This is a genomic window from Roseateles sp. L2-2 (genome assembly GCF_050613215.1).
Taxonomy (GTDB): Bacteria; Pseudomonadota; Gammaproteobacteria; order Burkholderiales; family Burkholderiaceae_C; genus Roseateles; species Roseateles noduli.
In genome coordinates, this window is the sequence record NZ_CP192509.1 from 482,368 (window position 1) to 494,818 (window position 12,451).

A 12,451-nucleotide genomic window follows, 5' to 3' on the forward strand; every position below is an offset into this window, starting at 1 on the left:
AGGCGCGGCCCAGTCTACGGCCGACGTCCAACAGGCCCCTCCGCCTCGCACTCGGAAGGCGAAACTGGCTATGACCCGCGCATCGTTGGCAAATCAAAATCGATAGTCCCACACCTCGCAGTCGGGCGGGTCATTGGGACCACCGGTGCAAGAATTAGCCACGGCGAAATTGGTCGACCACGAGCTCGGCCATCAGTAATCCGCCACGGGGAGACGGCATGATTGCGGAAGATGGGGCTGGGCGGGATGTGCCAGAGGCGGGTGGAAGTGCCTCGCTCGTAGGCTATTTCTACCAAGCGAAGGTGTCGGTTTGGGTAGCGCTGGATTTGCTGCTGCGTACTCGTTCTACGGACAGCATTGAGCTTGAGCCAGCGAACCACGAGGATATCCGTGCGGACCTCGGAGATGAGGACTCCCCGGCTGCGGTGGGTGGCAAGGTCAAGGTCGCATCTCGCACTCTACAGGTTCAGATTAAGTGGCGAAGCACCACAGTCTGGAACGTCTCCTCGCTCAACACCCTGCTGCGAAATGGCAAGGACCGCGCATCAGCCTCAAAGCTGCTTGAGGACGCATCGGTCAGCTACCTGCTCATAACGAACGCCGCCGTGAATGGTGAGGCGAAGGGCAACGTTGTGCGGCGACTTGACGGCCTGCCGGGCAGTGCGGAGGTCGCGAAGGGACTTTTGCAAGGTCACCCCGACAGGGCGGTCTCCGGGCGAGTCGCCATCCGCGAGATGATGGATGAGGAGAAGCTAGACGCCTTTATCCAGCGCCTGTTAACCGAGACTTGTAAGGTGCCTTGGTCGCGTTGGAAAGCTTGCTTCAACGAACTCAACGATGAGGTGCTGGCTCGCATGGCCAGGCCAATTGGTAGAGGATGGTCGCGGGAGGAAGTCGAGGAGGTCATACATCGCCACGAGGGGTATCTTGCTCCCTCGGCCGAGCTTGACCTCTACGTTCGCCCAAGCAACTGGGCGCAATTGATTACTCGTCTTAAGGTGCAGCACGCCGTTGTTCTGCATGGTCCTTCAGGTACGGGCAAGTCCATCACGAGTCGCGCGCTTGAAGCGGAGCTAAGGGTAGCGGGCGATGCTCTAGAGGTGAGGCGTGTCCGCGAGGCTCATGAGGTGGACCTACATCGGAGCGCTCCTACGCTTTACGTCGTAGACGACCCTTGGGGAAAGAACGGCTTCGAGGCTCACACCGCAGCCTGGAACGAAGACCTGCCGCACATGCTGCGCGCTGCGCGGGAGAACCTCAAGTTCATCGTCACCAGTAGAGACGATGTCATGTACGCCGCAGGAGCTTCGCAGGTTGTAGGTGAGTGGCAGGTTGCTCTCGAGCGGCAGCAATATTCGGAGGGCCAATGGGACGACATGTACCAACGGCGCTTATCTACGCTCCCGAGGGACGTTCAGGAAATCGCTCACACCTACCAATACCTCCCGCTTGAAAAGCTAACAACTCCGTTTGAGATGCAGGTCTTCTTCGATGAGTTGCGCAAGGTGAGACCGAGCCCCCGAGGCTCAGTGAACAAAGAGCACGTGGAGGGCGCCATCAAGGCCTCCCAACGACAGCGGATTGAAGAGCTCATTGCCAGCCAGATGGAGCAGCGTAATGAGGTGCGTGAAGCCATTTGTGTATGGGGCATCTTTATTGCCTTTAAGGCGTTGACGTATGAAGAGCTGGGTACTGTGGTTGACTCGCTTTGCGAGTTGCGCGACGAGGCCTACGAGAAGGTTGAGGATGTTGTTTCGTTCCTTGCCGCAGGACATCGACTGAGGCAAGTCGAGAACGTCCTGGACTTCCATCACCCGAGCGTCGAGTCTGGTTTGCAGAAGGTAGTCCTGAAGAACCCTCGGCCGGCCAAGGGGGTGCTGGTAGACCTCTTGCAAGCCTTGATGGCCACGAGCCACCCAGAGCTGGGCGCGGCCTGGGGGGAGTCTGCGGCAGCGCGACTTGCAGTGGCCGCTCGGCGTTTGGACAAGCTCAGATTCAGTCTGCCTGTCGCTGTGCAAGCGAACGTCGATGCTCTACTTGAACGTCAGCTGATTTCAGCAAACGGCGACCTGACGGAGGCTCTCAAGTTGATGGTGGATGCTGGTTCCCCGGATACGGTTCTATCGCACCTTTCGCGGCTTTTGTTGGAGCGGACTACGTACAACCCGTTTGAGAAGCCAAGAGCGCCAATCGCGCTGGAGCCGTCGGAGGCCGCGCTTCTTCGAGAACATCCCTCCACGGCTCGAATTGTCGAGCGCTACATCGAAGAAGTGCTCCCAGTTGACCGAGGGCCCTTCAGAGATGGGTTGACGAAAGTCCTCCAGGACTTGGCGGGCCCAACACCGAACGCCTATATCAACGCAGCCATCGCCTGCGTTAAGGGCGGCGACTACACCGACGGGTCAGGTGATGTGTTTGCCGAAGCAGTCAAGGACCTGGACCTCGCGGAGCAGGTAGTTCATGTTGCTGTAGCCGAAGCGCAGTCCTTCAAAGAGTGGGGCGACCAAGAAGGGATTCGCAATGGCTTCTACAACGAACAGTATGAGGAGTATCACGACCAATTTGCCGGAGAGAGCTGGTACGGGCTGTCCGCTTGGCTAGACCAGTTCGTAAGCGAATGGCGCAGCCATCGCGATTGGAGGGAGCTGGCCAAGAAGCCGTATGCGCTGCAGGTTCTCAACTGGTGGCTCAGGTCCGCCAGCGGCATCAAAGCTGGAAGTCTGCTCTACCCTGGAGAGGAGGAGTTCCACTTTCTCTTGGAGCGAACGCTTAACACGACGCATGAATCAGCGTTCTGGGAAATGGCGAGTGGCGCTTGGTATGCGTCCGCCGACACCGCTTTGCTGCATCGGCTGTACTCGCCGCCCGAAGATGTTCGGCTGTTTCATAGCGCAGCTAGTTGCTTGGTAAAGGCCGCGCCACATCTGTTTGAACGATTGAAGGTGCGTTTGACGGAAGAAGGAAACGACAACCAATTGGTGGAGGTCGTGGTTGCCCTCGATGAAGTGCTGGGTCACCCAGAACATCCCCACGCTAGGCGTTCGTTCGACTCTGACGAGGACTGGGAGGATAAGGAGCGGGTGCGCGAGCTGGACGGAGCTTTGCTGAGCCAGTGGCTATCTGGATTCGAGGCTGTTGTGGCCGAACTCCTTCGCGCGGTCGTTGCTCCGCCCGGACCAGGACGAACACTCTCCGAGGAAGCTCGGGAGTTGCTGCGAACCTTGCGCCTCGGCTCAGAGCAAGGGCGACTTTGGAGGCTTGAGACCGCGACGCAGAATGGGTGCAGCAGTGCGGCCGACTTCCGTAACGCGCTCGAATTCGCTTCGTCAAACGCGCAGGTGACCAGATGCGTCGAGCTTGCAGCCCGAGCAGGCGAGTGGGTAGTGGTTGAAGAAGCGTTGTCGCATCCGTACTCCAAAGCCCAAGCGACTGCAATAAAGGCTATTGCGAGCCGCGACAGCGACGAGCTGTCTGCCGGCGTATTAGCGCTAAGGTCGAGTCGGAGTCGGTTCGTGAAGTCGGCGCTTCTCGATGCAATCGAGAGCCGTATAGAGCCGCGCTATCTCGATGACCTTGTCGCGCTGGCAGGCGATAAATGGGAGGAGGTCGACCCAAACAACGACTTCTACTATCCCTACGCGCGTCGAGCAGCTAGGCTCCTTGCGCAGCTAGGTGCGGCTGTCGCCGGTCGAACGAAGGAACTTCTGGAGATTGCGAAGTCGACGGAGGACTATGACCTAAGAAGTAGGTTGCTGAAGCTCAACCTCGAGTGGGGGCGGGATGAGGATTTAGCCGCGGTTCTTGCCCTCGTCAGCGAACGTACTCCGCAAGGGCTCGGGGCAGCGACGGCAAAGCTATGCGTCGAGTTCCATCAGCGCTTTAGTCCAGCGCTCGTCGTCGGATTGACGCCTCCCTTTATCGCGGCTCAGCCTTTGCACATCGCAAGTGCTCTCGTGCTTCTAGTGGGAGTACACGGGACTTCGGAAGCGGTTGAAGAGTTGGCAGTTTCCTTGGGGTCATCGCCGCGCCGCCGTGTTTTTCTGGTCCTTCTTGCTCTGGCAACGGGTAAGCGCGCAGCCCTGCGCGAGGCCGTCTGCTCACTGCTGCCTGCACAGCATTCCTGTCTCCAGCTCTTCCTACCAGAGCCGGCCGTAATTGCGCGTTCGGCGTTGGACGACTTGGGGCCGCCGGACGCTGTGGAACTGGTGCTCCGCTGGCTCGGAACTCGGGTTGAACCCAAGGCGCCTGCAGAAGAGCCATTCGAGCGCTAAAAGCCAGCTCGTCCGGTGCAAGGTCGCGTTCTGCTGAAGCCTTCTTCGAAGCAGTCTGCCCGAGCGCTGAATTCAAGATGCTCGACGCTCAGAAGGTGGCGCGGCGCATTGGAGCGAAGTAGTCTGTCCCTGCTCGGCTTGGGCTTGGGCGATGCGAACCGCTACTTGTTGGCCCGGGGATACAGCCTCAACAACTCGCGTTGATATTCGTCAGTGAGCCTGGTGACCGCCTTGTCTGAGCGCTTGCTCTGTTGCTCGAACTGAGCCGCCTTGAATTTGTAGTTGTTGTCCTGTTTCGCCAACTGGAACAGTGCTTCGGACACGGCTTCCGCAGCTAGTGCTAGTTGGGCTCTCCCTTCGTCTGAGCTCGCGTTCCACTCGTATTTGGGCGAACGCCAAAGCATGGCGAGGCGAAGAGCTGCGCCCCCTAGGGAGTCCCTCACAACGGCAGCCCTTCTTTCGTCGTCCAGTTTTCTGTTCGGGAGGTACCAACACCACTCGTCGACAGACTTCCCATCAAGCGGATTGCGGAGCTCCCTGAAGCATTCACCGCTTCTCGCTTCCATAACCTCCGCCGCAGTTTCCACGTCGGTGAACACGCGCATACCTTTGCCAGCCGTCTCATACGTGGCTGCTCGAGTCACCGCATCGCCCGCCACGAATGCCCCGAGCGACTTTCGGGTCCTGTCGGGCTCCACAATGTCTCCGTATGCTAAGCCGCCCCTCACCAATAGGCCTTGAGCTACTGACTCCTCCAGCAACAACCGGCCGCAGTCCGTCACTGCTCCGACGTCCTCACTCCATAGGAACGCACAGTCGGAGAGCTGGGCAATCTTTACCGCCGGGAAGGTCTTCCCGGCCTCAATCAGAACGGCTCGAAGTTTCATTAGAAGCCGGGCCGCGAGTATCTGATGAGGTGAAGGCTTGGCGAAGTCCACTTCCCAAGGCTCGCAGGCTTCGCTAGTGAGCTTAACCCGCCCTCTCGTGAGTGCGCTGAATCCGAGCATGTCGATGAAAAGAACAGCCCCCTTGTAACATTTCATATGGTTCACTCCCAGACTGGCGATTCAAATGCGGGCAGGGGCTCGCCCCTTTAATTGATGCGCTTGGTGCTTAAATCGAATCGAAAACGACTCTTTTCGTTCCTCATGGAGAAGTATCAAGAAGAAGGAGTACTTAAGTCTTTCGCAATCAGGAGACGCTCGTCCTTGGACAGCCTGAGAACTACATTCGAAGCGAACTCAGGGGGGAACTTGCCGACACCGGTAGAGAAGATGATTTGGAAGGGCTTATCCAATGGGTTTTCGAGTTCATTAATCTGCCGCAGCACTTTTACCAAGGCCTCAAGGTCGATGCCCGCCGTCTCGGGCGTGTCAACTAAGAGCAGGCGGGGGAAGGGAATGTCCGACAATAATGCGAGCTGCAGCAGGGCAAGGTAGTAAAGGAAGCGCTTTGGCACCTTGGCACTATGCTCGCGGTATTGCCCCTCATTGATGATTGGCAGATAGGTTTGCGTGTCGATGACGGCACTTCTGCAGTCAGCAACTGCTGAGGTCATGAAATTGTTGTACACGCGGTCGAACTGGGAAATCTGATTCTGCAATTCGACCTTTGAGGCGCTGTCTAGGCGCTGAACCTCCAGCTTCGCGATATCGAGCGCTTTCTTCTTATCGCTAACGCGGTTCAGTAACGTGCCAAGTTTATTCTCCAATCGAAGAGCTTCTTGGCACTTGGCGAGTTGTTCCCGCACCTCCAGAAGCCTGTCGTCGAGTTCTTCAAGTGCCGCCTCAACGCGCTCAGGGCCGGCTCCCGCGTCTGAAATTCTTTCCCGCCTGTCGGAAATTTTGCGGAGGATACCTTCACGCTCCTGGTTCCAATGTGCGTGTTCGTCTCGGACTCCACGAATTGCCAGGCGGAGCGTCCCCAAAGCTTTTGTTTTGCCCTTCAGAATTTCTAGGTACTCCGCGGGACTATAAAAGAATCTTTGATAGTCCAACTCTTCTACGGCATGGCCGCAAACACAATGCCCTGGAGTCCGGGAAACATCGTTCAGGCAGTAGGGGCAGGTGTCGCGTGAGAATAGGTTGAGCTGGCCATGAGCGTAGATGACTTTATTGATTCTCTGAATGTCAGCCTCTAGCGCTCGTTCGACATCAACAAGCCGGCCCGCTTCGTTAAACAACTGCTCTCGTTGCTCATCGATATCTCGTCGCTGCACCTCCAGCTCGCGAACCTGCTGCAGTTCCGCCGCGAGTGTTTGTTGAGCTTGCTCGTTTCCGAGGTGTCCACGTGAGAATGCTTTGCGAGTATCAAGTAATGATGAGATTTGGTTTTCCAGCTCCGCAATACGCTCGGTCAATGCTTTGGAGTTTGATATTTCTTTCGCACCGCTGGCGCGGAGTAAATGGTCAACTATGTCTTTGTATTCTTGATGAACCGCCCTTGCGGCCAAATGGTCTCGCTCGGCATTCTTTTGCACGCCAATAGCGGCATATAGTTCCATCAGAGTCTTGCCGACAAGAATTTGAAAGATAGCCCGACGAATTTCTAGTGAATCAGAGACGAAGCTTGCGGTATCCGCGGGTTTATAGATTCCGTTGGGGTCCGGGCTCTGGTTGTGATAGACAAGGCGTGCGAGGTCAGTGAAGTTTAGTTTGAACTGCTTACCTCCCTGAAAGATGTCCACTACCGGAATGTTCAGAGCAGCAAGCAGCCAGTCGGAGAAAGTTGCAGCCTCTTCGCGACGGAAGATGGGGAAAGTCTGTGCCTGCAGTTCTTCTGAGACCCCATCTACTTCTTGAGTTGACTTAATAACTGTAATGGAATTATCACCTAAGCGCCGGCTAAGGGTAAATGTTTGACCTCCAATGCCGATTACTAGTCGAACCAGATTGTTCGAGTCGTTCACGACTTCTTTGTGAACCTCGGTCGAAGCTGGGTCAAATTCCTCGACTCTTCCGCCGAGTCCGTAATAGATAAGATTGAAAAATGTCGACTTCCCCGTCCCGTTGGGGCCCTCAATAATCGATATGCCGTCTGCAAACGTCGGAGACTCAAAGTAATATCGGTCGCCGATGTATTCAACCTTTCGGATGCTCAGGAAGCCCATACGCGTACCCCTCTATCTTGGTAAAGGCGTTCCAAGAGTGTGTCGAACGTCAACATGGATAACCGTGGCAGCAGTTTCTTGAGTCTTTCAGCGTTAGCCTTCTCTTCGGAAAATGCGTCGTTGCTGAAGAAGCTCTGTGGAATCTGATTATTGGTGAGGGAAATATCCAAGATTTGCGCGTTATCTGTTCGCTGCATCTTTAGAAACCCCCGGCGCTCCATCGAGAAGATGATTTTGAATACTTCCCGCTTATGCAGTTCTGCATTCGCATAGCTTGAGAATAGAAGTTCGCGGTCAACAGGATTGGCCACTTTCGCCCCATTGGTCCGTTCCAAGAGGTCGATTAGCCGAGGGTCGCCAAGAAACTGAATCAAATATGCAATCTTGCGGTGGTCCTTCACGCGCCGCGCGGTGCCGCCGAGGTATTCAAGTACTAGAAGAATGGAGTACGCGACGAAGTAGAAGTCCTCACCCGAGATGAAGAATAAGGGGCGCTTACTCTTGTGCGGACCTGGGCGCCCCTCAGATGATGTTGGTTCGTTATGGTTCGACACTTTTTGCCTCGTCGAATGCTAGGAAGCAGTCGTCAAAAAGGGTGAGCACTGAACCCTTGATTGAGTGGGCGTCACGAAGAGCGTATCGATACCGACCTCTCAAAGAGGAGATATGGTCTTCTGCCAATTTTGTTAGTTCGCCGAGTATGTCTGTTATCTGCAGTTGGGTTAGCGACGCTGAGGGCGGATGCTTCATCAACAGATGGTCTTCACATACTCCTAGAATCCGGCGCAATAGACTCTTCATCTCGCGCTCGCCTTCTGGCTCCACAGCTCTAGCTAGGCTGCAACTGCGCGCGAGAGCCTTCAAAAGCCGGGGGTCGAAGTCGGGGCAAACAGTTGTTATTTTCTCAGCAAGATTACGGAAATCTTCGGTGTCTAGTTCGTCCCATTGTTTCCACACCGGGTCTTCGTAGCGTTCGTCCTGGGCGGGGGAGAGGAGAATTTGCTGAAATATGGTTTTGAGAGAATCGGTGCTGATAAGGCGGTCAATGCTTTTCTTTGCGCCTGAGCGTCTCTCTAATTCGTCAAGAAGCGCCGAAAGGATGAATCGTTCAAGTCCGGTATGACGGTGGTTGAACAGGCGACAGCTTCGAATTTGGTGGAGGGCTGTATCTTCAAGGCTTTCGTTTGACTCGTTGGTAATGGTCCAGTCGATTGATTCTAAGAATTTTGAAAATTCCGAGAGGGTCATCGCTTCCACGAGTGCTTTGTATCCCTTGCTCGTGTCGGGATACTGTTCAAAATATTCGTTCTTCACGATTCCGAAAGCTACCAACGTCTCTTCGTCGTCTAGCTGAATGCCAAAACTCAGGTGGCTTAGGATGTCGTAATGTTTTTGCGTGGCGTCGAGGCCAAGCTGTTTCCTGAGTTCGGCAGATATGCGTTCTTGAGCGACCTCGGCCGAAGCATAGATGCCGAGCCTGACGTCGTTAGAGCGCATGAACGAGAAGTACAAGTCTAGGAACGCGACCAGCGTATTCTTTACGGCTTTTGAGTTAAGGCTAATACGCGAGCCGTAGTACTTATTCTCTTCCGCCGTGATTGGCGAATCGCTACTTCCGTCATACAGGACCGAGTCTTCCAGTAACTCCATCGCGCAATAGACTTGACCATCCCTATTCTCCTGCACACGCTGGAGGAAGCGGATTGCTGCTCGAAGCTTCTGAAAGCGAAAGCCTTTGGTCTTGTCACCCGCCTCCCGGCTGATGTGTTCGACGCTAATTGCGGACTCTTCCGCTGCCATAACTCCTCCCAGTTCATTGCATGTTCTTCGTTCTTTGTTCGAATGTACATGACACGCGCGAGATGGGAGACTTACGAGATATCGACGCTGTGTTAGGCCCCCAATGTTGGGGGGCGTGACGACAAGCATGGCTTGCTGACCGTTGCGACGGGGCCAAGTTGGGAGGCGTTGAACTCTTGGCTGGCCCCCGCCGCCGCTACCTCTTCAGAGACGTCCTCATTAGGTGTAATCGCTGCATGACGACCCCTCTTTATCCGACCTTTGAGAAGCGGATAGACGACGCGACCACCCGCATCGTTACCCGGCAAGTCGAGCCTTGGCTCTTCATGAACCAAGGCTTGGCCGTTCAGCGTCACGACGGCCGCACGATTGCCTACAGTGGTGTCCATTTCGACGGCTCTCCCCGAATGGTCTTCTGGGGCGGATACATCGAACCGTTTCTGCAGGACTTGGTCTTACAGGAGCTGAAAGAGGCGCGGACGTTGGCCAAGGAACGGGAGGTCAATGGAAGCGAAGTCCTGGTCGAGGTAAAAGGCCTGCTGACTTCGGCGCTCCACCGGGTGTTCGCCAAGATGGCCGATGTCGACCAGCGCCTTCGAGGTGGCGGCTATCCATCGCAAGTCCAACTACGCCCGGTAGAAAAGGAGCTCGCGCAAGTGCAGGCGTTCTTGGACCGCCACGTCCAAGCGGAACTTGAGATGTGGAAACCGCGCCCTTCATACGAAGCGTGGTACGACCGGAACAAGTTCCTCATCTGGGCGGCTGGAACCTTCCTCACCGTGGTTGGCTTGGGGATGAAGTTCCTATGACGTCGAGTGCCGTTGACGAACGACTTGCACAGGCTGCGCGTTCTGGGCCTGCCGCCTACTACCCGGCGGTTATCGAAGCGACGAGGGAAATACACGCCCGGCTCACGGCACCGGACAAGCTAGCCGCGCGGATTTACGGAGGCGACGTGGCGAGGCTCAAGGACCTGCTTCGTGTGTCCGTCATCTTGAACGACTACACCAGCGTCGGATTCAACGGCCCTGGCGATTGGAAGGTCACCCTCCCTGAGCCGCAGCGGTACCTCGATATGTTCGGAACAGAGCAGCTGCGTTTCAACGTCAGCCGGGAGGTGATGGAAGCGAACGCTCTGGACTTGGAGAACCCGATGTTGGGTCCTTGCTTCCTCTACTCCGGAAGTTCTGCCCAGCGACCGCTGATGACGGCGACCGCAGAATTCATCGAGTCCGGCAACGTCATGTTCCAACCGAGCCGCGGACTAGTGTCGAAGAAGGCCGCGCCGAACTCTTGGCATGTTATGGGTGTCGACGCGAAGCAGCCGCTTGACGTTTGGGAACCAGACCCTGAAGCAACTGGTGTGGCCGCGGCTCGACCTCCTCGCATGGAGATAGAGGGGCCCGGCACGGATGTAGAGACGCTTTTCGAGGTCACGCTGCCGTTCCTGTCCGGCATTCCGCTGCGTCATCTGCACGGCATGCACCAAGAGGAGCAAGACCTCATCCTAGCCTTCCGAGCCGCCATCCGAGCCGCGATTCGCGAGAGCAAGAAATCGTCGTTGACGGCCGCCGAAGTCGTTGCGGACGTAGTTCAGCCGAAGGTCGCTCAGATTGACCGGAAGTTGAAGTCCTTGCGGCGCGTGCATGGCTTGAAAGTGGCTGGCGCCGCCGTGGGTACCTTCGCCTTGGCCTTCTCCGCGTTCAGGAGCGCGGAGCTCGTGTCCGGTTTACTCACGCTGGCTTCAGCCAGTGGTGTGGGTATTCTCGCCAACCAAGGCGCTGACTACCTTGCCAAGCGCGATGAGGTTGCTATGGACCCCTACTACTTCCTCTGGAAGGTCAGGCGGGCACGCAGCACGAAATGAAGCGAGGCCGACGCGGCCCGCATCGGGCCGCAGGTGCGGCCACCGGTTGCGGATGCCCGATACAGTTCCGGCATGCCGATGATTGCCTTCTTCCCGTGGATGCAGCTTCGTACGCCGCTGCGCGAGGGGCGGTTCCATGTCTTCCCGGTTGGACATGGCCACGAGATGCCCGATGGGGTCTTGCGATGCGTAGAGCTCAACGCCATCACGAAGGTCCTTGCTCAGTACAGGGTCTCGCCGACAACGGGCATTGCCGTCCACACGCTCGTGGAGGTTGATGGGCACCCCATCGGCACGGACCTTGATGAGCAGACCCGCATCGAGCTGTTCGCCTTCGCGCAGAACCTCGCCGTCAGTTCGCTTGCCAGCCGACGCTTCACCAGCAACATCCTGGACCGGCCTTCATGCGGAGGCCATTACCAGCTCATCATCCAGTCCTTCACGGAACCGTACACCGGAGGCACATCCATCGCGTATCGGCGCAAGGGCAGTTGGATAAACGTCATGATGTCCGGCGAGGCGGCGAAGTTCTTTCTGCCTCCGCACCTAGTGGACCGGACTCATGCGCCAGTCGACATTGGGCTGCTTCATGCGCTTCAGAACGTTGGGACACTGCGCGGTGACCTAAAGGAACGCGTGCGCGACTCTGTTGCCCAGTTCTTGGTCGCGAACAGCGACTCACCAGACATCCCCTCAGACGCGGAAAGCCTTGCGACCTATGCAGCCCTCGAGCGGCTGTCGGGTGCGTCCCAGAAGCTCCCGGACCTTCAGGCGAAGGTGGCCGACATCCTTTCGGCCGCGTTGGCTCATCCGGCCTCGAATGAGGTGCTTCAGCGACTGCAGATTGACGCTGAGCAGGACACCGTCCGCGCATGGCTTGCAGGGCTCTATAAGCTGCGCGGCCATACCGGACATGGAAAGCCCGGGGATTCGGCGCCGAAGGATTGGCTGCAACATGACCACCTCTTGGCTGGTGCGTTCGTGTATGCGTTGGCGCTCAAATGCCTCTTCTACCGGCATAACCTCTACCGACTGCGGCTGGAAGACGTGGCCCACGTCCTAGGCTTGCCGCTTCTCCTGGAGGACCGTCCGTTCTTCCCTGCAACGCCAGCGCCTGACCAGGAGGCCGCAGTAGCGGCCGGGGAGGCTGCCGACCTGTTCGGCGACCCCGTTCCCCGTGGTTGGATGGGCGGATTCCATCGCGTGAACAAGGCGCTGTTGGAAGTGGAGCTAGGGCGAGGTATCAGCGCCGCCATTGATGAATCGGAGCAGTTGGCGCGTCCAGGAGTCGACCAAGACGGCGGAAGTCAATCAACGTCCTAGCCTGCCCAAGATTTGATATGTCGCCGGTCATCCAACCCCAAAATGCCGATGCCCCAGCCCATGCGGTCGGCGTTGACGCAA

At 57.0% G+C, this 12,451-nt stretch carries 8 protein-coding genes; 4 read left to right on the forward strand and 4 right to left on the reverse strand.

Translation table 11 applies throughout. The features are described 5' to 3' along the window. The first annotated feature begins 218 nt into the window (after window positions 1-218). Entirely contained in the window at window positions 219-4,271 is a 4,053-nt protein-coding gene (locus tag ACQZ13_RS02235) for a hypothetical protein (RefSeq protein ID WP_431049668.1), read from the forward strand. Window positions 4,272-4,432: 161 nt separating this feature from the next. On the opposite strand, the gene ACQZ13_RS02240 is transcribed toward ACQZ13_RS02235, so the two are convergent. The 4 genes from ACQZ13_RS02240 to ACQZ13_RS02255 form a co-directional block, all read right to left on the reverse strand. After that, window positions 4,433-5,314 (reverse strand): hypothetical protein, encoded by an 882-nt coding sequence (locus ACQZ13_RS02240; RefSeq protein ID WP_431049669.1) that lies wholly within the window; start codon window positions 5,312-5,314, stop codon window positions 4,433-4,435. Between the two features lie 116 nt (window positions 5,315-5,430). Next, window positions 5,431-7,380, reverse strand: coding sequence for an AAA family ATPase (locus ACQZ13_RS02245; protein WP_431049670.1), 1,950 nt, complete (start codon window positions 7,378-7,380; stop codon window positions 5,431-5,433). Then, complete coding sequence (locus ACQZ13_RS02250) at window positions 7,368-7,934, reverse strand: hypothetical protein (RefSeq protein WP_431049671.1); 567 nt, start codon at window positions 7,932-7,934, stop codon at window positions 7,368-7,370. Before ACQZ13_RS02250 ends, ACQZ13_RS02245 begins: the two co-directional genes overlap by 13 nt. Continuing rightward, window positions 7,921-9,180, reverse strand: coding sequence for a hypothetical protein (locus ACQZ13_RS02255; protein ID WP_431049672.1), 1,260 nt, complete (start codon window positions 9,178-9,180; stop codon window positions 7,921-7,923). Before ACQZ13_RS02255 ends, ACQZ13_RS02250 begins: the two co-directional genes overlap by 14 nt. A gap of 236 nt (window positions 9,181-9,416) precedes the next feature. Between ACQZ13_RS02255 and ACQZ13_RS02260 the strand changes: the two genes are divergently transcribed. From ACQZ13_RS02260 to ACQZ13_RS02270, 3 genes are all read left to right on the forward strand, one after another. Next, window positions 9,417-9,989: a hypothetical protein gene (locus tag ACQZ13_RS02260; RefSeq protein ID WP_431049673.1), complete on the forward strand. Its 573-nt coding sequence runs from the start codon at window positions 9,417-9,419 to the stop codon at window positions 9,987-9,989. Then, window positions 9,986-11,047: a hypothetical protein gene (locus ACQZ13_RS02265; protein WP_431049674.1), complete on the forward strand. Its 1,062-nt coding sequence runs from the start codon at window positions 9,986-9,988 to the stop codon at window positions 11,045-11,047. The genes ACQZ13_RS02260 and ACQZ13_RS02265 overlap by 4 nt, the downstream gene beginning before the upstream one ends. 72 nt (window positions 11,048-11,119) lie before the next feature. Next, complete coding sequence (locus ACQZ13_RS02270; RefSeq protein ID WP_431049675.1) at window positions 11,120-12,370, forward strand: hypothetical protein; 1,251 nt, start codon at window positions 11,120-11,122, stop codon at window positions 12,368-12,370. Window positions 12,371-12,451 lie beyond the last annotated feature (81 nt).

Bases quoted from the DNA above. Each gene is read 5' to 3' on its own strand.
- ACQZ13_RS02235 (WP_431049668.1), top strand. From the start codon at position 219: ATGATTGCGGAAGATGGGGCTGGGCGGGATGTGCCAGAGGCGGGTGGA.
- ACQZ13_RS02240 (WP_431049669.1), bottom strand. From the start codon at position 5,314: ATGAAATGTTACAAGGGGGCTGTTCTTTTCATCGACATGCTCGGATTC.
- ACQZ13_RS02245 (WP_431049670.1), bottom strand. From the start codon at position 7,380: ATGGGCTTCCTGAGCATCCGAAAGGTTGAATACATCGGCGACCGATAT.
- ACQZ13_RS02255 (WP_431049672.1), bottom strand. From the start codon at position 9,180: ATGGCAGCGGAAGAGTCCGCAATTAGCGTCGAACACATCAGCCGGGAG.
- ACQZ13_RS02260 (WP_431049673.1), top strand. From the start codon at position 9,417: ATGACGACCCCTCTTTATCCGACCTTTGAGAAGCGGATAGACGACGCG.
- ACQZ13_RS02265 (WP_431049674.1), top strand. From the start codon at position 9,986: ATGACGTCGAGTGCCGTTGACGAACGACTTGCACAGGCTGCGCGTTCT.
- ACQZ13_RS02270 (WP_431049675.1), top strand. From the start codon at position 11,120: ATGCCGATGATTGCCTTCTTCCCGTGGATGCAGCTTCGTACGCCGCTG.